The 22,679-nt window shown below is 64.8% G+C and carries 25 protein-coding genes; 16 read left to right on the top strand and 9 right to left on the bottom strand.

Features of this window, described 5'->3' with window-relative positions:
- Nucleotides 1–35: 35 nt before the first annotated feature.
- The 3 genes from QZT63_RS13135 to QZT63_RS13125 are packed head-to-tail and all read right to left on the bottom strand — an operon-like array spanning nucleotide 36 to nucleotide 1,476.
- Complete coding sequence (locus QZT63_RS13135; protein WP_290651875.1) at nucleotides 36–893, bottom strand: peptidylprolyl isomerase; 858 nt, start codon at nucleotides 891–893, stop codon at nucleotides 36–38.
- Complete coding sequence (locus tag QZT63_RS13130; protein ID WP_290651873.1) at nucleotides 890–1,180, bottom strand: BolA family protein; 291 nt, start codon at nucleotides 1,178–1,180, stop codon at nucleotides 890–892. Before QZT63_RS13130 ends, QZT63_RS13135 begins: the two co-directional genes overlap by 4 nt.
- Nucleotides 1,177–1,476, bottom strand: a complete 300-nt coding sequence (locus QZT63_RS13125) for a YciI family protein (RefSeq protein ID WP_290651871.1) — start codon at nucleotides 1,474–1,476, stop codon at nucleotides 1,177–1,179. Before QZT63_RS13125 ends, QZT63_RS13130 begins: the two co-directional genes overlap by 4 nt.
- Nucleotides 1,477–1,688: 212 nt before the next feature.
- Here QZT63_RS13125 and QZT63_RS13120 point away from each other — a divergent pair, with 212 nt between their 5' ends.
- From QZT63_RS13120 to QZT63_RS13090, 7 genes are all read left to right on the top strand, one after another.
- The gene (locus QZT63_RS13120) at nucleotides 1,689–2,315 is read left to right on the top strand and encodes an L-threonylcarbamoyladenylate synthase (protein WP_290651869.1); all 627 of its coding nucleotides are present in this window, start codon (nucleotides 1,689–1,691) and stop codon (nucleotides 2,313–2,315) included.
- Between the two features lie 132 nt (nucleotides 2,316–2,447).
- On the top strand, nucleotides 2,448–3,665 hold the full coding sequence (locus tag QZT63_RS13115; RefSeq protein ID WP_290651867.1) for a tryptophan--tRNA ligase: 1,218 nt from the start codon (nucleotides 2,448–2,450) through the stop codon (nucleotides 3,663–3,665).
- A gap of 71 nt (nucleotides 3,666–3,736) precedes the next feature.
- Complete coding sequence (locus QZT63_RS13110) at nucleotides 3,737–4,489, top strand: ScpA family protein (protein WP_290651881.1); 753 nt, start codon at nucleotides 3,737–3,739, stop codon at nucleotides 4,487–4,489.
- A gap of 50 nt (nucleotides 4,490–4,539) precedes the next feature.
- Nucleotides 4,540–5,166 (top strand): SMC-Scp complex subunit ScpB, encoded by a 627-nt coding sequence (gene scpB, locus QZT63_RS13105; protein ID WP_290651865.1) that lies wholly within the window; start codon nucleotides 4,540–4,542, stop codon nucleotides 5,164–5,166.
- Nucleotides 5,159–5,986 carry a 23S rRNA pseudouridine(2605) synthase RluB gene (gene rluB / locus QZT63_RS13100; RefSeq protein WP_290651863.1) on the top strand — a complete coding sequence of 276 codons (828 nt, stop codon included), beginning with the start codon at nucleotides 5,159–5,161 and terminating at the stop codon, nucleotides 5,984–5,986. The genes scpB and rluB overlap by 8 nt, the downstream gene beginning before the upstream one ends.
- 34 nt (nucleotides 5,987–6,020) lie before the next feature.
- Nucleotides 6,021–6,689, top strand: coding sequence for an endonuclease III domain-containing protein (locus tag QZT63_RS13095; protein WP_290651861.1), 669 nt, complete (start codon nucleotides 6,021–6,023; stop codon nucleotides 6,687–6,689).
- A gap of 98 nt (nucleotides 6,690–6,787) precedes the next feature.
- Nucleotides 6,788–7,231, top strand: a complete 444-nt coding sequence (locus tag QZT63_RS13090) for a hypothetical protein (RefSeq protein WP_290651859.1) — start codon at nucleotides 6,788–6,790, stop codon at nucleotides 7,229–7,231.
- A gap of 48 nt (nucleotides 7,232–7,279) precedes the next feature.
- Here QZT63_RS13090 and QZT63_RS13085 read toward each other — a convergent pair whose 3' ends face one another.
- The 6 genes from QZT63_RS13085 to QZT63_RS13060 form a co-directional block, all read right to left on the bottom strand.
- Nucleotides 7,280–7,507: a hypothetical protein gene (locus QZT63_RS13085; protein ID WP_290651858.1), complete on the bottom strand. Its 228-nt coding sequence runs from the start codon at nucleotides 7,505–7,507 to the stop codon at nucleotides 7,280–7,282.
- On the bottom strand, nucleotides 7,482–8,297 hold the full coding sequence (locus tag QZT63_RS13080; protein WP_290651856.1) for an SDR family NAD(P)-dependent oxidoreductase: 816 nt from the start codon (nucleotides 8,295–8,297) through the stop codon (nucleotides 7,482–7,484). Before QZT63_RS13080 ends, QZT63_RS13085 begins: the two co-directional genes overlap by 26 nt.
- On the bottom strand, nucleotides 8,294–9,154 hold the full coding sequence (locus QZT63_RS13075; RefSeq protein ID WP_290651854.1) for a squalene/phytoene synthase family protein: 861 nt from the start codon (nucleotides 9,152–9,154) through the stop codon (nucleotides 8,294–8,296). Before QZT63_RS13075 ends, QZT63_RS13080 begins: the two co-directional genes overlap by 4 nt.
- Nucleotides 9,155–9,253: 99 nt before the next feature.
- On the bottom strand, nucleotides 9,254–10,063 hold the full coding sequence (locus tag QZT63_RS13070; protein ID WP_290651851.1) for an HAD-IA family hydrolase: 810 nt from the start codon (nucleotides 10,061–10,063) through the stop codon (nucleotides 9,254–9,256).
- A gap of 4 nt (nucleotides 10,064–10,067) precedes the next feature.
- On the bottom strand, nucleotides 10,068–10,781 hold the full coding sequence (gene ubiG / locus QZT63_RS13065; protein ID WP_290651849.1) for a bifunctional 2-polyprenyl-6-hydroxyphenol methylase/3-demethylubiquinol 3-O-methyltransferase UbiG: 714 nt from the start codon (nucleotides 10,779–10,781) through the stop codon (nucleotides 10,068–10,070).
- A 79-nt stretch (nucleotides 10,782–10,860) separates the two neighbouring features.
- Complete coding sequence (locus QZT63_RS13060) at nucleotides 10,861–12,180, bottom strand: TRZ/ATZ family hydrolase (RefSeq protein ID WP_290651842.1); 1,320 nt, start codon at nucleotides 12,178–12,180, stop codon at nucleotides 10,861–10,863.
- A gap of 127 nt (nucleotides 12,181–12,307) precedes the next feature.
- Between QZT63_RS13060 and mtnA the strand changes: the two genes are divergently transcribed.
- From mtnA to hisC, 9 genes are all read left to right on the top strand, one after another.
- The gene (gene mtnA, locus QZT63_RS13055; protein ID WP_290651840.1) at nucleotides 12,308–13,381 is read left to right on the top strand and encodes an S-methyl-5-thioribose-1-phosphate isomerase; all 1,074 of its coding nucleotides are present in this window, start codon (nucleotides 12,308–12,310) and stop codon (nucleotides 13,379–13,381) included.
- A gap of 51 nt (nucleotides 13,382–13,432) precedes the next feature.
- Nucleotides 13,433–14,299, top strand: coding sequence for an NYN domain-containing protein (locus QZT63_RS13050; RefSeq protein WP_290651838.1), 867 nt, complete (start codon nucleotides 13,433–13,435; stop codon nucleotides 14,297–14,299).
- Nucleotides 14,296–14,637 (top strand): DUF3301 domain-containing protein, encoded by a 342-nt coding sequence (locus QZT63_RS13045; protein ID WP_290651836.1) that lies wholly within the window; start codon nucleotides 14,296–14,298, stop codon nucleotides 14,635–14,637. Before QZT63_RS13050 ends, QZT63_RS13045 begins: the two co-directional genes overlap by 4 nt.
- Before the next feature lie 74 nt (nucleotides 14,638–14,711).
- On the top strand, nucleotides 14,712–15,239 hold the full coding sequence (locus QZT63_RS13040; protein WP_290651880.1) for a peptidylprolyl isomerase: 528 nt from the start codon (nucleotides 14,712–14,714) through the stop codon (nucleotides 15,237–15,239).
- Nucleotides 15,240–15,474: 235 nt separating this feature from the next.
- Nucleotides 15,475–18,063, top strand: a complete 2,589-nt coding sequence (gene gyrA / locus QZT63_RS13035) for a DNA gyrase subunit A (protein ID WP_290651834.1) — start codon at nucleotides 15,475–15,477, stop codon at nucleotides 18,061–18,063.
- 57 nt (nucleotides 18,064–18,120) lie between these two features.
- On the top strand, nucleotides 18,121–19,206 hold the full coding sequence (gene serC, locus QZT63_RS13030; RefSeq protein ID WP_290651831.1) for a 3-phosphoserine/phosphohydroxythreonine transaminase: 1,086 nt from the start codon (nucleotides 18,121–18,123) through the stop codon (nucleotides 19,204–19,206).
- A gap of 45 nt (nucleotides 19,207–19,251) precedes the next feature.
- Entirely contained in the window at nucleotides 19,252–20,421 is a 1,170-nt protein-coding gene (locus tag QZT63_RS13025; RefSeq protein ID WP_290651829.1) for a phosphoglycerate dehydrogenase, read from the top strand.
- An 18-nt stretch (nucleotides 20,422–20,439) separates the two neighbouring features.
- On the top strand, nucleotides 20,440–21,525 hold the full coding sequence (gene pheA / locus QZT63_RS13020) for a prephenate dehydratase (RefSeq protein ID WP_290651827.1): 1,086 nt from the start codon (nucleotides 20,440–20,442) through the stop codon (nucleotides 21,523–21,525).
- 18 nt (nucleotides 21,526–21,543) lie between these two features.
- Nucleotides 21,544–22,677 (top strand): histidinol-phosphate transaminase, encoded by a 1,134-nt coding sequence (gene hisC / locus QZT63_RS13015; protein ID WP_290651825.1) that lies wholly within the window; start codon nucleotides 21,544–21,546, stop codon nucleotides 22,675–22,677.
- Nucleotides 22,678–22,679 lie beyond the last annotated feature (2 nt).

Here is a 22,679-nt window from a genome sequence, read left to right as displayed (position 1 = left end):
GGGGGGGGGGGGGGGGGGGGGGGGGAGGCGGTTCCTTACTCGTCGACGCCCTGCGGCCGATACAGCTCCACATCGCCCTCGTGGCGTAACCCCCTCACGTAGGACTCGATGCGCTCTTGGGTCAGGTTGCGCTCCAGTTGTTCGGTGACTTCCTCGAAACGCGGGGGTTCGCGATCCCGCTGGCCCTCGAGTTTAATGACGTGATATCCGAACTGCGTGCGCACAGGCTCCCGTGTGTATTCACCCTGGTTCAGGGCCATGATGGCCTTGCCGAAGGGTTTCACCATGTCGCCGGGCACGAACCAGCCCAGATCACCGCCCCGTGAGGCGGTCGGCCCGCGGGAATGCTGCTTGGCGAGTGCTTCGAACTCCTCACCCGTATCGAGTTTCTCGATCACGGCTTCAGCCTCGTCCCGGTCGGCCAGCAGGATATGGCGGGCGTGGTATTCCTTGAGCTGGTCCTTGCTCTCCATGAGCTGATCGAAATGGTCCAGCAGCTTGTCTTCGGAAACAGGCTCGCGCTTTAGCTCTTCCAGCATGGCCTGCGCAAGCACGGCGTGGTGCAGGTTGCGCATCCGCGCCTGCACCGCATCGTCCCTGTCTAGTCCGTGTGCGCGGGCATCCTGGGCGATCAGGGTCATCTCGACGAGCTCCAGGAGTAGGGTCTCGCGCTGGTCGTCATCGATGGTGTCCGGATTCTGGCCGGTGCGCCGCAGAATGTGGAATTGCAGCATGGCTTCGCTGATCGGCTCATCGTTGACCTTGGCGACGATGCGGACCTGGTCGCCATCGCCGTCACCGGTCGCCGGCGTATCGCGGTCGCAGGCGACTACGGCGATGGCGATTGGCAGCAGAATCAAGGTGCCCCAGAACGTTTGCGCCGCCCGCATCATGCCCGCTGGTCCTCATGTTCTTCCGGCGTGAGCGCGCGGATACTGAGGGCGTGGATCGTATCCCGGCGCATGGCGTCTCCCATGGCGTCGTAGACCAGCCGGTGGCGCTGCAACGGCCGCCTGTCCCGGAACGCGTCACTGACGACGAGCACACGGAAGTGACCGCCGCCGTCCCTCGCTCCCGCGTGGCCCGCGTGCAGATGGCTTTCGTCCTCGATCTCCACGTGTCTCACCGGCAGCGCCCGTTGCAGACGCTCCCGGATGATGGCGACCCGCTCCTCGGTCATGGCAGAACCTTCTTAAACGGTTTGACCACCACAGACGCATAGACACCGGCGGCCACGTAGGGGTCCGCGTCCGCCCAAGCCTGCGCATCGCGCAAGGACGGGAACTCGGCAATAACCAAGCTGCCCGAGAACCCTGCCGGACCGGGATCTTCGCCGTCGATCGCCGGGTGGGGACCGGCGACCAGTAGACGGCCTTCGGATTTGAGAGCGTCCAGCCGCTCCAGGTGAGCTGCCCGGGCTTGCTTGCGCAGGGGGAGGCTGTCTTGTACGTCCTCGGCGATAATCGCGTAATACATTGTTTTCATCCGCCTGTTGGTGCCTGAAGACAATTCGCGAGGTTACCATAGCCCTCCGACAGGCGGCTGTCAGCCAATCCGGAGTGCCAGCATGCCTCCGTTGGGGCGTAGCGCCAGGATGCCCTGGTCGGCTGCGCTTCACACATCAGGATTGACAGCCTTGGGCGGCATCCGTTCGCACGCTTCGGCAACACAGCACACTGGAGGGGCGCATGAGTCAGTATTTTGAGGTCCATCCACACACACCGCAGCCGCGGCTGATTCGTCAGGCGGTCGCCATGCTCCGGGAGGGCGGAGTGGTCGTCTATCCGACGGACTCCACGTATGCGCTTGGCTGCGTGATGGGTGCGAAGGAGGCGGTGGATCGTATCCGTCAGATTCGCCACCTGCCGCAACAGCACAACTTTACCTTGGCCTGTCGGGATCTCTCCGACATCGGCACCTATGCCAGGGTGGAGAATACAGCGTATCGCCTGCTCAAGGCGTTCACCCCCGGGCCGTATACATTCGTGTTGCGGGCCACCGCCGAGGTACCGCGGCGACTGCAACACCCCAAGCGCAAGACCATCGGCATCCGCGTGCCGGACCATGCCATCCCCCACGCGCTGGCCGAGGCGCTGGGCGAGCCGATTATGAGCACCAGCCTGCTGTTGCCCGAGCAGGACATGCCATTTACGCAGGCGTCGGACATTCGCGAGCGTGTCGGCAAGGTGGTGGACCTGATTATCGACGGCGGTCCCTGCGGCCTTGAGCCGTCCACCGTAGTGGATCTCTACGACGGCGTGCCGGTGGTGCTGCGCCGTGGTGCCGGCGATGCCAGTGTGTTCGAACAGGCGTGAATCGTCCCTGGCAGGTGGCGGATCAATACTTTCGAAGGTTCATCCTTTGACCAAGGTGGCTCTCGCCCCTGTGCCCCTGTCTTGCGAGCGGGTATCATGACCCGCCATTGCGGTGAACGAGAGGAGTCCGCGTTGAGTTCTCTACCGGCACGCCACAGCCGCGTCCTGTCTGGCATGCGGCCCACGGGGCGGCTGCACCTGGGCCACTACCACGGGGTCCTCAAGAACTGGCTCAAGCTGCAGCAGGAGCACGAGTGCTTTTTCTTCGTGGCGGACTGGCATGCGTTGACCACGCATTATGACGAGCGTGAAATCCTGGGCGGCAGTGTCTGGGAGATGCTCATCGATTGGCTTGCCTGCGGCGTGAACCCCAGCCTTGCGCGCATCTTCATCCAGTCGCGGGTGCCTGAACACGCGGAATTGCACCTGTTGCTGTCCATGGTGACGCCGCTGGGATGGCTTGAGCGCGTGCCCACCTACAAGGACCAGCAGGAGAAGCTGCGCGACAAGGACTTGGCGACCTATGGCTTCCTCGGCTACCCGCTGCTGCAGTCGGCTGACATCCTCATCTATCGTGCCACTGCCGTGCCCGTGGGCGAGGATCAAGTGGCGCACGTGGAGCTGACCCGGGAAATCGCACGCCGGTTCAATCACCAATTCGGGCGCGAGCCGGGCTTTGAAGACAAGGCTCAGGCGGCGGCAAAGAAGATGGGCAAGAAGAACAACAAGCTCTATCTTGAGTTGCGGCGAAAGTATCAGGAGGCCGGGGATACCGAGTCCCTGGAGGTCGCCCGGGCGCTGGTGGACAACCAGCAGAACATCACCCTGGCAGACCGCGAGCGATTATTCGGTTATCTGGACGGGGCGGGGGTGGTGGTTTTGCCCGAGCCGAAAGTCATGCTCACGCCAGCGCCGCGCATGCCGGGGCTGGATGGCCAGAAGATGTCCAAATCCTACGGCAATACGATTACCCTGCGGGAAGAGCCAGCGGAGGTGGAGCGGAAAATCCGCACCATGCCGACGGACCCGGCGCGGGTGCGCCGCAGCGATCCGGGTGAGCCGGAGAAGTGCCCGGTCTGGGAGTTCCACAAGATCTACTCCGATGCGCAGACCCAGAACTGGGTGCAACAGGGCTGCCGTTCTGCCGGTATCGGCTGCCTGGAGTGCAAGAAGCCTGTCATTGATGCCGTCCAGGCGGAGCTCGCGCCGATCCGCCAACGCGGCCGGGAGTACGAAGACGACCCGGAAGCCGTGCGCAGCCTGGTCGCAGCCGGGGTCGAGGAGGCACGTGACAGCGCCCGGGAGACACTGGAGGAAGTGCGTCGGGTCATGGGGCTGCGGTACTGGTGACGGAGATCGCAGATACGGACAACCCGCTCCAGGGCCGTGATCGAGATGGGGAGACGCCCCCGGCTGCCCGGGTGCGCGGTGAACCGTTGCGCGAGTTCCCCCGGGATCTCTACATCCCGCCCGACGCCCTCGAGGTCTTTCTGGATGCCTTCGAGGGTCCGCTGGATCTGCTGCTGTATCTCATCCGCCGGCAAAACCTGGATGTTGTGGACATCCCGATTGCCGCGATCACCCGGCAGTACATGGACTATGTCGACCTCATGAAGGGGCTGCGCCTGGAGCTTGCCGCGGAGTACCTGGTCATGGCGGCCGTGCTGGCGGAGATCAAATCGCGCATGCTGTTGCCGCGCCCGCCGACGGTGCACGACGACGAGCACGACCCGCGCGCGGAGCTGGTGTGGCGTCTGCAGGAGTATGAGCGCTACAAGGCGGCCGGGCAGAATCTGGACGCCTGGCCGCGAACGGGGCGGGACGTCTTCCCCGCGGTTGTTGAGGCGCCGGATGTGGACACGCCGCGCTGCGAGCCCGAAGTGGCCTTGCGTGAGCTGCTGGTGGCCTTGGCGGAGGTCATGACGCGGGCGGAGATGTTCTCGCACCATCATGTGCAAAAAGAGGCGCTGTCTGTGCGCGCGCGTATGAGCGAGACACTGAGCCGGCTGGACAGCCATCGGTTCACTGCCTTCACCGAGCTGCTGCACGCAGAGGAAGGACGTGCCGGCGTCGTCGTGGGCTTTCTGGCAATGCTTGAGCTGATCAAGGGGGCGCTGGTCGAAGTGGTCCAGTCGGAGCCCCTTGCACCCATCTACGTACGCGCTCGTGCCTGAGGCTGTGTTGGCTCGGGCAGCCTCAGGCCGCTCCAGGGGAGACGCGCACAATGGCTGAACCCGGTTTGAAGCAGATCCTTGAGGCCGCACTCCTGACTGCGGGGGCGCCGTTGTCCCTGGAGCATATGCAGAGCCTGTTCGACGCGGACACCATGCCGGACAAGGCGACGCTGCGGGCCAGCCTGGTGGAGCTGGCGAACGACTACGCGGCGCGGGCCGTCGAGCTGCGCGAAGTCGCCAGCGGCTATCGGATACAGGTGCGCGCGGAATTCGCCCCGTGGGTGTCCAAGCTGTGGGAAGAAAAGCCCCAGCGCTACTCCCGCGCGCTGCTGGAGACGCTCGCCATCATTGCCTACCGGCAACCCGTGACACGCGGTGAGATCGAGGATATTCGCGGTGTGTCGGTGAATACGAACATCATGCGAACCCTGCAGGAGCGGGGCTGGGTGCGCAGTCTTGGGCACCGGGACGTGCCCGGCCGCCCGGCCATGTACGGGACCACGCGGCAGTTCCTGGACTACTTCAACCTGGCGAGCCTGGGTGAACTGCCGTCCCTGCTCGAGTTGCACGAGATGCACGACCTGCGCCCGGAACTGCCGGGCAAAATCCAGGAGCAGGCCGAGGAGGGTGCTCAGGCCTTCGCCGCTACCCCTGGGACGGAGTCGGACCGTGGCTGATGAGAAGCTGCAGAAGGTGCTGGCACGGGCCGGTCTGGGTTCGCGCCGGGAGCTGGAGGGCTGGATCCGGGACGCACGCGTGCGGGTGGACGGGCGCGTTGCCGGTTTGGGCGATCGCGTGAGCGGAACCGAACACATCACGGTGGACGGTCGCCGGGTGCCGCCGGAGCAGCTCGCGGGGTTGCGGCGCAAGGTGCTGCTCTATCACAAGCCGGTGGGCCAGGTAACGAGCCGCCAGGATCCCGAGGGTCGTCCCACGGTCTTCGAACACTTGCCGCGACTGGGTCAGGGGCGCTGGATCAGCGTTGGCCGTCTGGACCTCAATACCCTCGGCCTGCTGCTGTTCTCCAACGACGGCGAGTTGGCCAACCGCTTGATGCACCCGTCGTGGCAGCTCGAGCGCGAGTATGCCTGCCGCGTGTTCGGCGACGTGGATCAGGCGGTGCTCTACCGGCTGACCACCGGGGTCGCTCTGGACGACGGCGATGCCCGATTCGATTCCGTCACTCCGGTGGGGGGAGGGAGTAGCAATACCTGGTACCAGGTCGTGGTGCGCGAGGGGCGGCAGCGTGAGGTGCGGCGGCTGTGGGAATCCCAGGGGATCACCGTCAGTCGCCTGATCCGGGTCCGTTATGGCCCGGTGACTCTGCCCCGGGATCTGCCGCGGGGCAAGTACCGTTTTCTCGATCAGGATCTAATCGCCGCCCTGTGTCGCGCTGTGCATCTTGACCCCGAGCGCCCCATTAGCGCCGAACTGGCCATGCGCCGCAAACCATCACCCCGGCGGGCCTCGCCCAAGGGCACCCGTCGCCGCCAGTGACTACCAACCCGGAACTGCCTGTCGAAACATGACCATGTCCGCCGTTCACCGTGTGTTTGATGCCCTGTATGCGGCTTTCGGGCCCCAGGATTGGTGGCCCGCCCGCACCGGCTATGAGGTCATGGCTGGCGCAGTGCTCACCCAGAACACCGCTTGGCGGAACGTGAGGCGGGCGCTTGCCAATCTCCGCGCGATTGATGCCCTGGAGCCTTCCGCCCTCATGGCTGTCGATGAGCTGCTCCTTGCCGAGCAGCTCCGGCCCTCCGGCTACTACAACATCAAGGCCGCCCGCTTGCGCAACCTCACCGCGGCGCTGCTCATGGACGGCGGCATGGAGGCCTGGCAGGCCTCGAACACGGCCATGCTGCGCCAGCGGTTACTGGGGATCAAGGGCATCGGTGAGGAGACGGCGGACTGCATTTTGTTGTACGCGTTGCACCGGCCGGTGTTCGTCATCGACGCGTATACGCGTCGGATCATGGCACGGCTTGGCCTCGCCGGCGGCGACGAGCCCTATGCCCGGCTGGCTGCCCTGTTTGAGGAGAACCTACCGCGGGATCCTGAGCTCTACAACGAATTCCATGCCCTGCTTGTGCGCCTGGGCAGTGAGGTGTGCCGGCCTCGCCCCCATTGTCCCCGCTGCCCGCTGCGCCACCTGTGCCCGACGGCGCAGACCATTGAGCCGGTCGAGTGGGGTCGGTGATGAGGTATGGTGACGTACATCACAGTCGTGCCGGGCCTGGCAGACTATCGTGTCCTAACGCCGCAGTGCGGAATGTTAGACCACAGGATCATCGGCCCATGATCGAGAATTTGAATAAAGTCATTGAGTTGGAATCCCGGCTCGCAACCATTGAGACAGACGTTCCTGAGCGTATCGTCGACGGCTTTAAGCGCCTGACGCTGGCCACGGGCCGCGCCGTCTATGGCTGGTCGCCCAACGACGGACTGTACCGGCTCGGCAGCGAGCGGCTTTTTATTCCCCACACCCGCGGCCTGTCCGACGCCCTGAGGTATATCGCTGCCAGCCGGCACTACGGGATTTACCTTATCCGCGATTTCCAGGACGTGCTGGAAAAGGCCAGTGTGCAGCGTGGGTTCCACCGCATTCTCGCCCAGGACGACGGTGTCCGCCGCCTGGTGCTGCTGGTGGGCTCGAACGTGACCATTCCGGTGGCGCTCAAGGGCCACATCGCGCGGGTTCGTCATACCACAGCCCCTCGCCGGGCCAGCGGCGTATGCTAGTGTCCTGTAACCGAATTCCGGTTACTGGACACTCGCGCCGCTGATCGCCTAGCGTTCCACTGGTTCGCAACGGACCGAGGGGCGCTCTCCGCGCGGGTAGTAGGGGTGCTGGCCGGTCATGTCGGCTAATGCCTGATCGCGTTCCTGCACCGTTGCGTACCAGCGGTAGGCTTCCCAGTCCGGGCCCAGCAGATGCGCCGCCCGACGCGGATCGCCTTCCGGTAGGGACAGGCGAATACCGAAGCGTTTTTCAGTCGTGTTCTGTGTCGTGCTCATCGTGGCTCCCTTCTGCTTGCAGGCTCAGCCGCGCGCCGTGGAGCGTGTTACCCGCTGCGCCAAGCGGATACAGCAACGCGGGCGCCACCTCGTTGGGCTGCGGCAGCGCCTGGCTGTCTTCGCCCGGATAACACTGGCGGCGCAATGCCGTATTGACGATGCCCGGATCCACGCTCATGGTCCGCACGGCATGACGGCTTCCCAGTTCTGCCGCCAGGGTTTCCATCATGCCCTCCTGGGCGAACTTTGACACGCCGTAGGCACCCCAGAATGCGCGCCCCCGTCGTCCCGCGCGGTCGCTGATAAAGAGGATTCGGCCCCGCTCGGAGCGCTGTAATAGCCCAAGCAGTGTCTTGTTGAGCAGAAACGGGGCGTTGATGTTGACGTGCAGCACGCGGGCCCACAGCTCCGCGTCATAGTGTTGCATTGGGGAGAGGACGCCGAGCATGGCCGCGTTGTGGACCAGGACGTCCAGCCGCCCGAATTCCCGGTCCAGTGAGGAGGCCAGCTCGAGGTATTCCGCCGGGCCGACGCCTTCGAGGTTGAGCGGATACAAGGCCGGCTGCGGGTGCCCGGCCTGTTCAATGGCGTCGTAGACCGCTTCGAGCTGACGGAGATCCTTATCCAGTAGCACCACGGTGGCACCGTGTCCGGCGCACGTCTGCGCCAGTGCGCGGCCCAGGCCGCTGGCGGCGCCCGTGACCAATACGATGCGCTCGGCGAGCAGATCCGCGGGCGGTGTGTAGTCCCGGGGGATCGTCGCCCAACGGGGGGAGTCGTCGTGCGTCATTGACCTGCCCTTCTACTGAGCCGTTGCTGGCGCCTTGCGGTTCGCCAGGCGACCCAAAGTCGCCGCAACGGCGTGAGCTCCAACGCCTGTTCCAGCAAGGGGAAGTTATCCTGCGCCAATTCCTCAAGCAATGCGCGGTCCAGCGCGGCGAGGATGATACCACTGCGCTGCCGGGCGCGCTCCGAATCCGGCAAATGGGCTTCCGCCTGGTCCAGGAAGGCGATGATACGATCAGCCTGCTCCTTGAACAGCGCGCGCAGGGCGTCGCTCGTCTGCGGTGCCAGTAGATCCTCCCGGGTCACTCCAGCCTGTCGCATCTCGTCTTCCGGGATGTAGACCCGCCCGGCTCGCGCGTCGTCGCGCACGCTCAGCAGTCGCCGCCTGAGGGTTTGCGCCATACCCAGGTCGTGTGCGAAGCGCGCGCTGGCTCCGCTATTCGCGCCAGCGATGCCGGTGAGCAGCCGGGCAAAGGCGCCGCCTGTGCGATGACAGTACACCGAGAGTTCCCGAAAGCTCGGGTAGCCGTCGTAGGCGAGGTCCATCGCCGTGCCGTCGATCATGTCCTGGAACGGCTCCGCTTCCAGGTCATGATCGCGGATTGCCGGCACCAGTGCTTGACTCACCGGATGCCGGGGTGCGCCGGCGAACACCCGCCCCAGCTCCTCACGCCACCATTCCAGCTTGACGGCGCCGACCCCGGGGTCGGACACCTCGTTGGGCACCTCAGAGACCTCGGCGTGAAAGGCGAATACGGCGAGTAGCGCATCGTGCTGATCGGCTGGGGAAAAACGCAGGGTGTAATACAGCGCGGAACCGGGCGTCGCGGCTTTCTCGCGGCAGTAGTTCAGCGGCTCCATGGTACCTCTCGACCCGCATGGTCAGCCTGTGATGAGCGCCTGGGTGGCGCAGTGTACCGCAGTCGGGTGGGGCATTGGGCGCTGGCAGAAGGGGCGCATTCAGATCCCGCCAGGTTGATTGGCAGTTGGTGCGAGCCAGCGGAGCAGCTCCGAGGGATGACCGATGAGGCCGTCGGCGCCCCAGCGGGTTGGCTCGTCCTCGGCGCAGATGTAGCCAAACAGGGCGACGATGGTGGCTGTGCCGGCGAGCCGCCCGGCGTTGACGTCCCGCCGCGCATCGCCCACCACAACCGCCTGGTGGGGGGCAATCCCCAGCAGTTCGCAGGCGTAGGCGACCGGGCGGGGGTCAGGTTTGCGGCAGGCAACGGTATCCCCGCTGACGATACACGCGGCCCGGTCGGCGAGCCCTAGATCACGCAGGAGCGGTTCCGTGAGCCAGGCCGGCTTGTTTGTGACAACGCCCCAGCGCACTCCGCGGCCCTCGATGCGCTCGAGTAGATCGGGTATGCCGGCAAAGGGGCGAGTGAGCCGACTCACACGCTCCCGGTAAAGGGTGAGAAAGCGCTCCCGCAGCGTTTCCATGTCCGGATCCTCGAGAGCCAGCCCAAAGCTCCGGGCGATCATGGCGGCGCTGCCGTGGGAGACCACCGGTCGGAACAGGCCGGCGGCCTGCTGCGGGCGGCCCTGCTCCAGCAGCAGCGTGTTCGCCGCGCCAATGAGGTCTGGTGCCGTGTCGAGCAAAGTGCCGTCCAGGTCGAACAGGACCGTGTCGATGGCCAGAGGCCGCAGGTGCTGGCTCGGCCGAGTACTGCTTGGGCCGAAGATCGCCGCAGCTCCAGGGGACCGCGAGCCGAATGCCTGGGTGTCGGGGGTTGCCACAGGGGCCTCGCGGGTGCGGTTCAACGTCACGGTGTCAATCGGCCCCCGTCCGCGTGCCATGGGCCAGATAGTTCACATTGACATCTGTGCACAGGTGGTACTGGCGGCTGACGGGGTTGTAAGTCAGACCGGTGAGATCGTCCATGGCAATGTCGCAGCGGCGGCACCAGGCTGCCAGTTCGGAGGGGCGAATGAAGTGTCCATGGTCATGAGTGCCGCGCGGCAGCAGGCCGAGGACGTATTCCGCGCCGACAATGGCGTAAAGCCAGGATTTGGCGGTGCGGTTGAGCGTGGAAAAGAAGAGGTGGCCCCCAGGGCGAACCAGGCGCGCGCAGGCCGCCACCACGGAGGCCGGATCCGGAACATGCTCAAGCATTTCCATGCAGGTCACGGCGTCGAAGCAGCCCGGCCGCTCCTCGGCCAGCCCTTCCACATCGACGCAGTGGTAAGCGATCTCAACTCCCGTCTCCGCGGCATGCAGCCGGGCCACATCCAGGGATTCCTCGCTCAGGTCGATTCCCGTGACCTGGGCACCGCGGCTGGCCATGGCTTCGCTGAGGATGCCGCCGCCACAGCCCACATCGAGCACGCACTTCCCGGAGAGGGATATATGGCGTTCAATGAACGCGAGCCGCAAGGGATTAATGGCGTGCAACGGCTGAAACTCGGCGTCCTTGTCCCACCAGCGGCTGGCGGCATCCGAGAACTTGCGCACTTCTTGTGGGTCTACGTTCACGCTCGATTCCATAGGGATCTGCCGGTCGTCCCGAAGCGGAGATGGTGCACCCTCGGCAAACGCTCCCTGCGCCACCATGATAATCGGTTTGTCATGTCTTGGATTGCAGTTTATCCCGCCAGGCATACATCCGGCTGAGAATGCGGTCACGATTCATGGTTAACAACTCCCGCTTGTGCACGAGCTGCCGCCCGGCGACCCAGACATCGCTGACCTGATGGCGGCCGGCGCTGTAGACCAGTTGCGAGACCGGGTTGTATACCGGCTGGGACTCGATGACCCCCAGGTCTACGGCGGTGATGTCGGCGGCCTTACCGGGGACCAGTGACCCGGTTTGGCCGTCGAGGCCCAGGGCGCGCGCGCCATTGACCGTGGCCATGGCGAGGACACTGTCGGCCTTGAGCGCCGCCGCATCATCGGCGACCATTTTGCCGAGCAGCGCTGCGATGCGCATTTCACCGAACATGTCCAGGTCGTTGTTACTGGCGGCGCCGTCCGTGCCCAGGGCGACATTGACGCCCGCATCGGCGAGTTTCTGTACCGGACAGCAGCCGCTGGCCAGTTTCAGGTTGGCTTCGGGGCAGTGCACCACGTGGGAGCCGGTGGCCGCCAGTCGCTCAATCTCGTAATCGGTGAGCTGGGTCATGTGCACAGCGATGAAGCCGGGGTTCATAAGCCCCACCGCCTCCAGGCGTGCCAGCGGCCGCTCGCCGGTGCGTTCCAGACTCTGTTGTACTTCGTGTGCGGTTTCATGGACATGAATGTGCACGGGGCAATCCATCTCATTGGCCAACGTGGCGACGTGGCGCAAACGCTCCTCGCCCACGGTGTAGGGGGAGTGCGGGGCAAAGGCAGTGCTCACCAGCGGGTCACCCCGCCAGGCGTCGTGCAGGGCCAGGCCTTTGTCGATGTAATCCTCCGGCCTTTCGGCATACGCCGTCGGGAAGTCGATCAGGATCATGCCCGCGCAGGCGCGTATGCCGGCTCGCGAGGTGACGCGGGCCGTGACTTCGGGGAAGAAGTACATATCGTTGAAGCAGGTCACCCCGCCGGCCAGCATCTCGGCCACCGCGGCTTCCACGCCGTCCTGGCAGAATTCCGGGCTGACGTGGGTGGCCTCGGCGGGGAAGATATGCTGCTGCAGCCAGGTCATGAGCGGCAAGTCGTCGGCGATGCCGCGCATGAGGTTCATGGCGGCGTGGGTGTGGGCGTTGATGAGCCCCGGGATGACGGCATGGTCCGGGAGCTCGCGCACGTGCTCCGCGCGGTAGTGTGTGCGGGCACTGTCCGTTGGCACGATGGCGATAATGCGCCCGCCGCGCACGGCGACGCTGTGGTGATGCAGCACGGTGCCCGCCGGTTCCACCGGGATCACCCAGCGGGCGCTAATCAGGGTGTCGATCTGTTCCATGGGTGCCTCCGCGGGCCAGTATACATCGGTCCTGGCGTTGTCCGAGGCTATGCATCATTACGCGTGGCCGGTTGTGCGACAATGATGGATGGCTACTGGGGCATCAACCGGGAAGGGCTGTCTGCCAATGACCGATTACGACACCATCCGCCCTGTGCGCTGGGAGCGGGATCGCCTGATGCTGTTGGATCAGCGCGCGCTGCCCGGCCGGACGCGGTGGATCCAATGTGAGAGCAGCGCCGCGGCGGCGCAGGCAATTCGCGACATGGTGGTGCGCGGTGCCCCTGCCATCGGCATCGCGGCGGCCTATGGCGCTGTGCTGGCGGCGCGCGAGGCGATGGCGGCGGCGCCGACGAGCTGGTTGCCGCGGCTGGAGCAGGCGCTGGAGCACCTCGGTGCCGCCCGACCGACGGCGGTGAATCTGCGATGGGCGCTGCGGCGGCAACGCCGGCGGCTTGATGCAGCGACGCCGGACCCCGCGGCGGTGCTGCTGCGGGAGGCCCAGGCCATTGTTGACGAGGATCTCGCCGCCAATCGGCGCATGGGTGTCCTGGGCGCGGCGCTGATGACGGAGCCGGGCGGTGTACTGACGCACTGTAATACCGGCTCCTTGGCCACCGCCGGCTATGGTACCGCCTTGGGCGTGATTCGCAGTGCCTGGATGGAGGGGCGGATCACGCGCGTGTATGCCGGTGAGACGCGCCCCTGGCTTCAGGGGGCCCGCCTGACGGCTTGGGAGCTGCTGCAGGATGGTATTCCCGTGACGCTGCTTGCGGATTCCGCCGCCCCCGCCCTGATGCGCAGTGGTGCCGTCCGATGGGTGGTGGTTGGCGCGGACCGGGTGACGGCCAACGGCGATGTGGCGAACAAGATCGGGACCTATGCGCTGGCTGTGGCGGCGCGCCAGCATGGCGCGGGGTTCATGGTGGTGGCGCCACGCTCGAGCGTGGATATGACGCTGCCGCACGGCGATGCCATTGACATCGAGTGCCGTGAGGCCGGTGAGCTGCTGGCACTGAACGGCCACCGTGTGGCGCCCGCCGGGGCGGATGCCTGGAATCCGGTGTTCGATATTACCCCCGCCGCCCTGGTCGATGCCCTGGTCACGGAGGCGGGTGTCGTGCACCGGCCCGATCGCGAGGGCATGGCGACACGCTTCGCCGGCACTGGCGCGGGCGATGCGGTGCCGGCGGGTCAATGATGGGATACAGTGGGGATCATTGCCGAGGATGATGACAAACCGGATGCCAGCATGACAGCAGCCTTGATGGGCGTCGGCCTGTATGTCGATGCGGCGAATATCCAGATCAACGGCGGTTTCGGCATGCAATACGATGTCTTGCGCCAGTTTGCCTGCCGTGGCGGCGGCGAGCCCGTGCGGCTCAACGCCTACGTGACCTATGATGAGGAACGCGCGAATCGGGACCGGCAGTATGCGGTCGGCACCAACAATTTCTTTGCCTGCGTGCGCGAGTACGGGTTCAAGGTCATCGTCAAGAACTACCGCTGGTATACGGATGACGAGGGCAACGCCTACGCCAAGGCAAATGCCGACCTGGATATGGCGGTGGATGCCCTGCTGCAATCCAAGAACCTCGGCCGCGTGGTCCTTGCAACCGGCGACGGCGATTTCGTCCAGGTGGTGCGTGCGCTGCAAAACGAGGGATGCCGGGTCGAGGTGCTCGGTTTCGACAATGTCTCGGCGGCCCTGCGCCGGGAAGCCGATGTCTATGTCTCCGGCTACACCGTTCCGAACCTGCTGCCGGCGCGCGGTGGTGAGTCCGGGTCGGCCTGGGGTGAGCCGGGATCACGGGTGCGCGGAATCTGCTATCACCACAGCCGTGAGGGCTTCGGTTTCATGCGCTTTCTGCGCGCCGTCTCGGATAACCTCTGGATCACCGACACCCGCAATCCACACTCCCCCTATCTATCGGCGTTCTTCCGGGATGCGGATTTGCCGGAGGGGGTGCGCCCGGCGGACCTGCCCAGCCACAATCGGATCTTTGAGTTCGATGTCACCGTCTCGGCGGTCAAGGAAGGCAGGTTACAGGCGGCCAACATCCGCCAGGTCTCGGCCCAGGGCGCGCGGGTGGACAACGGCGGCGCGCCCGAGCGATGACGCTGGAAACCTTTCTGCTGGCGGTCCTGATTCTTGGCTCGGCCGCACTGGTCTGGAGTGTGCTCATGGCGGCGCAGGAACAGGCCCGCAGAGCCGCATCCCGGCGCTGCCGGGATCTGGGGCTGCAGTTCCTCGACGAGAGTCTGGTGCGGATCAGAACGCGGCCGGGTCGTGCGCGCAGCGGGCGGATGCGCCTGATCCACTGGTATCGGTTCGAATTCTCCGCGGACGGTAGCCGGCGACATAAAGGCATTGTGGAAGTGGTTGGACGCGCCGTCAGGCGCATTGAGATGGAGCCCTGGCCGGAGCCGGGCGTTGAGGAACAGGGGAGAATCTAATGCGGATGAGTGCAAAGGGAGTACACGCAGCGAGCGCGGTTGCAGTCGCGATGGCGATGGCGCTGTACGCGGGGATGGCTGCGGCCGGAAGCGAGCAACAGGAGGAGGAGGAACAGGACATGGTCATTTTCGAGACAAGTCACGGCGATATCACGCTTGAGCTCTTTCCGGAAGAGGCGCCGGTGACGGTGGAGAACTTTCTTCAATACGTCGACGATGGGTTCTACGACGGCACCATCTTTCATCGTGTCATTCCCGGCTTCGTGATCCAGGGTGGCGGGCTCGATGCCGACATGCGTCCACGCGAGACCCGTGAGCCGATCAAGAACGAGGCGGACAATGGTCTGAAGAACGAGCGTGGCATGCTGTCCATGGCGCGTACCCAGGACGTCAACAGCGCCACATCCCAGTTCTTCATCAATCTCGCTGACAATGCGTTTCTCGATCACGGGGTGCGCGACTTCGGTTACGCCGTGTTCGCCCGGGTTGTCGACGGGATGGATGTGGTCGACCGGATTGCCGCCATCCCCACCGAGCGCCAGCGAGGCCAGGCGGACGTCCCGAGCGAGACGGTGAAGGTCGAAGAAGCCCGGCGCAAATAGCCCCCTGTTCGTTGGGCCGGGGGCGTGGCTGCAAATGCCGTAGTGTCCCCGGCTGTGATATGATTCCGGTTTTCCGGGCCGGATGACCCAACGCCACCCAAGCTGCGCGTGGCGTGGGGTGTTGTATTGTCGGCGGCAAGCAGTGTGCGTGGTATGCGCTGCTTACCGACACGCTGCCCCGAGGCGCTGAGCCCGGCCTCCCAAGGACCACCATGACAACCAGCCGAGAGCGTTGATGGCCAACGTCGCCAAAGAGATTCTGCCGGTCAATCTGGAAGACGAGATGAGGCAGTCCTACCTGGATTACGCCATGAGCGTGATCGTGGGGCGGGCCCTGCCCGATGTACGGGACGGACTCAAGCCGGTGCATCGGCGCGTGCTGTTTGCCATGCGCGTGCTCGGCAATGACTGGAATCGCGCCTACAAGAAGTCGGCTCGCGTGGTGGGTGACGTCATCGGTAAGTATCACCCCCACGGTGATTCCGCCGTGTACGACACCATCGTGCGTATGGCCCAGTCGTTCGCGATGCGCTACATGCTGGTGGACGGCCAGGGCAACTTCGGTTCGGTCGACGGTGACGCCGCAGCAGCCATGCGGTATACGGAAGTGCGCATGGCGCGCATCGCCCACGAGCTACTGGCGGATATCGACAAGGAGACGGTCGACCTTGTCGACAATTACGACGGTTCCGAGCAGGAACCCGCCGTCCTCCCGGCGCGGTTCCCGAACCTGCTGGTCAACGGCGGGTCCGGAATCGCGGTGGGGATGGCCACCAACATTCCCCCGCATAATCTGGGGGAGATTATCGACGCCTGCGTAGCCTTGATCGATGATGACAGCCTGACGGTGGAGGACCTGCTCACCCGGGTGCCCGGCCCGGATTTGCCCACGGCCGGTATTATCAATGGCGTCAGTGGTATTCACGAGGCGTATCGCACGGGTCGCGGGCGGCTGGTGATGCGCGCGCGCACCGAAATCGAGGAGGATCCAAAGTCCGGCAAACAGACCCTGGTGGTCACGGAGCTGCCGTACCAAGTCAACAAGGCGCGCCTGCTCGAGAAAATCGCCGAGTTGGTCAAGGAAAAACGCATCGACGGCATTACAGAACTGCGTGACGAGTCCGACAAGGACGGCATGCGCATGGTCATCGAGCTGCGCCGCGGCGAAGTGGCCGAGGTGGTGCTGAACAACCTCTACCAGCACACCCAGCTGGAGACTGTCTTTGGCATCAATATGGTCGCCCTGGTGGACGGGCAGCCGCGGCTGCTGAACCTGCGCGAGATTCTCGATGCCTTTCTCCGACACCGCCGTGAGGTCGTAACGCGGCGCACCATGTATGACCTGCGCAAGGCGCGGGAACGCGCCCATGTGCTGGAAGGACTGGCAGTTGCCCTGGCGAACATCGACCCGGTGATTGAGCTGATCAAGGCCTCCCCCGGTCCGGCAGAGGCTCGCGCGGCCCTGGTCGGCCGGCTCTGGAAGCCGGGCATGGTGACGGACATGCTGGAGCGTGCAGGTGCCGCGACCTCGCGGCCGGACGGGGTCGGGCCCGAGTTCGGGTTCGTGGACGGCGGTTACCAGCTCACGGAAACCCAGGCGCAGGCCATTCTCGACTTGCGGCTGCACCGGCTCACCGGGCTGGAGCAGGACAAGATCCGCGATGAATATCGCGAGCTGCTGGCGCGCATCGCCGAGCTGATCGATATCCTCGACAGCACGGATCGACTGATGGAAGTCATCCGTGAAGAGCTGATCGCCGTCAAGGAGCAGTTCGGCGACAAGCGCCGCTCGGAGATTGTCCACGATCGCATCGATCTCACCATGGAAGACCTCATCACTCCGGAAGACGTGGTGGTGACGATCTCCCATTACGGCTATGCGAAGTACCAGGCGCTGGACACGTATCGTGCCCAGCGCCGTGGCGGTCGGGGCAAGAGTGCCACGACCATGAAAGACGCCGATTTTGTCGATCAGCTGTTCGTGGCCAACACCCACGACACGCTGCTGTGTTTCTCCAGTCACGGCAAGTGCTACTGGCTGCCCGTCTACGAACTGCCCCAGGGGAGTCGCAACTCGCGCGGCAAGCCGATCGTCAACCTGCTACCGCTGGAGAATGACGAACGGATCAACGCCGTACTGACCGTGCAGTCCTTTACCGAAGACCGCTACGTGTTCATGGCCACGCGCAACGGGACGGTGAAGAAGACACCGCTGACCCATTTCTCCCGGCCGCGCTCCAACGGCATCATCGCCCTCGATCTGCGTGGTGAGGACTACCTGGTCAATGTCGGCATTACCGAGGGCGAGCGTGACGTCATGCTGCTCAGCAATGCCGGCAAGGCGATCCGCTTTACCGAGACGGAAGTCCGGCCCATGGGCCGAATAGCAACCGGGGTCCGTGGAATGCGGCTGGAATCAGGTCAGCACGTGATTGCGCTGCTGATCCTGGGTGAGGGCGACATTCTCACTGCCACGGAGAACGGCTACGGCAAGCGCACCCCGCTGGGTGACTATCCGTTGCGAGGCCGTGGCGGCATGGGCGTGATCTCCATTCGTACGGGCCAGCGCAACGGCGAGGTGGTGGGGGCCACCCAGGTCGTGGAAGACGACCAGATTATGCTCATCACCCGGCGCGGGACCCTGGTGCGCACTGCAGTGGACGAGATTCCCGTACTCAGCCGCAACACCCAAGGCGTGAAACTGATCAGCCTGGATCGCGACGAGACGCTCATGGGCCTCGAGCGAATCGAGGCACTGGATGAAGACGACGGCGGCGACGGGGACGATGATGCCCCTGACGCCCCAGGCGACGGCGAGGCCTGAGTATCTCCGGTTCGGCCGTCGCCCCGACGATTTCTTTCGGTACCAAGGGGAGACATCATGACGTCCCGAGTTTACAACTTCAGCGCCGGACCGGCCGTATTGCCGGAAGCGGTGCTTGAGCAGGCCGCCAGCGAGATGCTGGACTGGCGCGGCTGCGGTATGTCCGTGATGGAAATGAGCCATCGCGGCAAGGAGTTCGTCTCCATTGCCGCCGAGGCCGAGCAGGATCTGCGCGATCTGCTGGGTGTCCCGCAACACTACAAGGTGCTCTTCCTGCAGGGCGGCGCCACAGGTCAGTTCTCCGGCATTCCCATGAATCTGTTGCGCGGGGGCGAGCGCGCGGACTACATCAACACCGGGTCGTGGTCCAAGAAAGCAATCAAGGAGGCGACGAAGTACTGCCAGGTGAACGTTGCCTGGGGCGCCGATGAGGAAACCCCAATGCACATCGGCGCGCCGTCCGAGTGGCGCCTCGATCCGCAGGCCTCCTACGCGCATTACACGCCCAACGAGACAATCTCCGGCGTGGAATTCCACTGGGTGCCGGACACGGGTGGAGTGCCGCTGGTGGCGGACATGTCCTCGACCATCCTCTCCCGACCCATTGATGTCTCGCGCTATGGCCTGATCTATGCCGGCGCGCAGAAGAACATCGGCCCCGCGGGTCTCACCATCGTCATCGTCCGCGACGACCTGATCGGCGGTGCGCTGCCGCAGACGCCTTCGGTGTGGGATTACAAGCTCCAGGCGGATGCCGACTCCATGTTGAATACGCCGCCGACCTTTAGCTGGTACCTCGCCGGGCTGGTTTTCAAGTGGCTCAAGCATCAGGGTGGCCTTGAGGCCATGGCCGAGCTGAACAAGCGTAAGGCGGACAAGCTCTACGCGGTCATCGACAACAACCCGTTTTACAGCAACCCCGTCGACCCCGCCTGCCGCTCCTGGATGAACGTGCCGTTCGTGCTCGCCGACGGGCGACTGAGTGAGACATTCCTCAGCGAGGCGGAGGCGGCCGGACTGACCACCCTCAAGGGGCATCGCAGCGTCGGCGGCATGCGCGCCAGCCTCTACAACGCCATGCCCGAAGCCGGTGTCGACAGGCTGATCGAGTTCATGCAGGACTTCGCGCGCCGCCAAGGCTGAGTACCGCTGCGCGCACGATTGTTTTGCCAGTTTCAAGGAGCCACCATGTACAAGATCCAGACACTCAACAACATCTCCGCCAAGGGCCTGGAGCGCCTTCCGCGTGACAGGTACGAAACCGGTTCCGAGATACAGCATCCGGACGCCATCCTGCTACGCTCCTATAAAATGCACAATATGGAGCTACCGGATTCGGTGATCGCCGTCGGCCGTGCCGGCGCGGGGGTGAACAACATTCCCGTGGAGGCCATGAGTGCGCGTGGCGTGCCGGTGTTCAATACGCCGGGTGCTAATGCCAACGCGGTCAAGGAGTTGGTGCTCGCGGGCCTGTTTCTGGCGGCCCGCAACATCTGCCAGGCCTGGGATTATGCGCGCAACCTCGACGGGGATGACGCCACGCTCAGCAAGGAGGTGGAGGCGGGTAAGAAGCACTATCGCGGTTACGAGCTCCCCGGCCGAACCTTGGGCGTGATCGGTCTCGGTGCGATCGGCGTCAAGGTGGCCAACGCCGCGCGCGGCCTTGGCATGCATGTGGTGGGGTTCGATCCGGGCATTACCGTCAGCAGTGCTTGGGCGCTGGAAGCCGGTGTGCGACAGGCGCACAGCGTCGACGAGCTTGTCAGCCGTTGCGATGTTATCACCATGCATGTGCCCTATAACGACCATACGGCGAATCTGATCAACGCCGATCGGCTGCGCCTGCTGCGCAGTGGCGGCGCGGTGCTGAACTTCTCCCGTGCCGGCATCGTCGACGATCAGGCGGTCGTCGATGCCCTGGAGGAGGGGCACCTGACGGCCTACATCAACGACTTCCCCACGAACCTGACCAAGAACCATCCGCGCTGTGTCACGCTGCCGCACCTGGGCGCATCCACCACCGAGGCGGAGGATAACTGCGCCATCATGGTCGCCGAGCAGCTGCGTGATTATTTGGAGAGCGGCCACATTCGCAACTCCGTGAATTTTCCCGAGGTGGTCATGGCGCGGGGTGACAAGGGCGATCGTATGACGGTGGTCAATGCCAATGTGCCCAACATGCTGGGCCAGATCTCCACCACGCTGGCGGACGCCGGCCTGAACATCGATGATATGTACAACAAGTCCCGGGGTGAGCTGGCGTACACAGTCGTCGACGTGGAAGGCAGCATCCCGCGGGAGGTCGCGGAGGTGATCCGCCGGATCAAGGGCGTGCTGAAAGTACGCGTGCTGGACTGACACCGTGGGGTGGTCGGCATGACGGATCGCAAGCAACTCGACGAGGTGCGCGCGCGCATCGACGCTCTGGACGAGCAGTTGCTGGCGCTCGCCAACGAGCGCGGCCGCCTTGCCAAAGAGGTTGCCCGCATCAAACGCCAACACGGCGAGCAGGTGGACTTCTACCGTCCGGAGCGGGAGCAGGAGGTGCTGCGGCGGCTCCAGTCGCTGAACTCCGGGCCGTTGCCCGACGAGGTGATCGCACGGCTGTTCCGGGAAGTGATGTCGGCCTGCCTGGCGTTGCAGCAGCCCCTCAAGGTGGGGTTTCTGGGGCCGGAAGGCACCTTCACCCAGGCCGCTGCGCTGAAGCAGTTCGGCCATGGGGTTCACCTTCAGCCGCTGGCGTCCATCGACACGATCTTTCGCGAGGTGGAAGCCGGTGACATGAACTACGGCGTGGTACCCGTGGAGAATTCCACCGAAGGCGTGGTGAATCATACCCTGGACTGTTTCCTGACATCACCACTCCAGATCGTGGGTGAGGTGGAGCTGCGGATCCAGCAGAACCTGGCCAGCCACGAGACCGAACTCAAGGCAATCCGTCGCGTCTACTCCCATCAGCAGGGACTCGCCCAGTGCCGGGGCTGGCTGGATTCGCGCCTGCCGGCCGCCGAGCGCGTGACCGTCAACAGTACGGCGGAGGCGGCCCGCTTGGCGGCCAGCGAACCCGGCAGTGCTGCGGTCGCCAGTGATGCGGCCATTGAGATGTACGGGCTGCAAGCGCTGGCTGAAGGGATCGAGGACATCTCCGGCAATACCACTCGGTTTCTGGTCATCGGCCAACACTCGCCGCCGCTCACCGGCGATGACAAGACGTCTCTCGTGGTGTCCCGGGCGGACCGCCCTGGCGGACTCGTCCGGCTGCTGGAGCCGCTGGCGCGCCACAACATTAACATGACACGCCTGGATGCCCGGCCCTCGCGCCAGGGCGTCTGGGAATACGCATTCTTCATCGACCTGCTGGGACACGCTGATGACGGCAACGTCACCGAGGCGTTGTCGGAGATGCGTGAACAGGCGTCGCTGTTTCGTGTTCTCGGGTCCTACCCCCGGGCGGCGCGGTGAGACTGGGGAAGGACGAACATGACCGAGCTGCGATCCACCTTTGAGCAAGTCGCTGTCGAGGGTGTGCGAAGCCTGCAGCCGTACGAGCCCGGCAAGCCTATGGAAGAGCTTCAGCGCGAGTACGGCCTTAGCGATATCATCAAGCTGGCCTCCAACGAAAATCCCCGCGGGCCCGGACCGCAGGCGGTGGCGGCGGCCCGCGATGCCATGGCTCATGCGAACCGCTATCCGGACGGTAACGGCTTTCGCCTCAAGCAGGCCCTGGCCGCCCACCATGGGGTGGCTCCGGAGACAATCACCCTTGGCAACGGCTCCAACGATGTCCTCGCCCTGGTGGCCTCCACCTTTCTTGGGCCCGGGCGTGAAGCGGTGTTCTCCGAACACGCTTTTGCCGTGTATGCGATCGTCACGCGTGCCGTGGGAGCCACGGCTCGGGTTGCGCCGGCGCAGGCGCCGGGCCGCGCGATGCCCTATGGGCATGACGTCGACGGCATGCGGGCGCTGGTAAGCGACAAAACCCGCGTAGTGTTTGTGGCCAATCCGAACAATCCCACGGGAACGTGGCTCGAGCGCGCAGAACTGGAGGAGTTTCTGCGGGCGCTGCCGGGGCATGTGATCGCCGTCGTCGACGAGGCCTACTGCGAGTACAGCGAGGATCCCCGGCAGCCGGATGCCCTGCAATGGCTGAACGCGTTGCCCAACTTGGTGGTAACACGGACTTTTTCCAAGGTCCATGGCCTGGCAGGTTTGCGCGTGGGCTACAGTCTGGCTCACCCAGCGGTGGCCGATCTATTCAACCGGGTGCGCCAGCCCTTCAATGTCAGCGCCTGCGCCCAGGCGGCGGCCGAGGCGGCCATCGCCGATAACGCCTACGTCCGCGACTCTGTGGCCATGAACAATGAGCAGCGCGTGTGGCTGCGCGCCGAGCTCGAGGGGCTCGGCCTGGAGGTGCTGCCGTCGTCGGCGAATTTCCTCTGTGTTCGGGTCGGCGATGCGGACGCTGTCTATGCGGGGTTATTGCGCGCCGGAGTGATTGTCCGGCCCATTGCCGGATACGGGCTCCCCGAGTGGATCCGCGTCACCGTTGGTTTGCCGCAGGAAAACCAGCGCTTCGTCGGCGCCCTCGCCGCCCTGGTAACCACGGGCCGATGAGC

The organism is Aquisalimonas sp. (assembly GCF_007120195.1).
In the GTDB taxonomy this organism is placed as follows: Bacteria; Pseudomonadota; Gammaproteobacteria; order Nitrococcales; family Aquisalimonadaceae; genus Aquisalimonas.
Note: the sequence above shows the minus strand (reverse complement) of the source record. Positions and strands in the feature narration are given on the sequence as shown.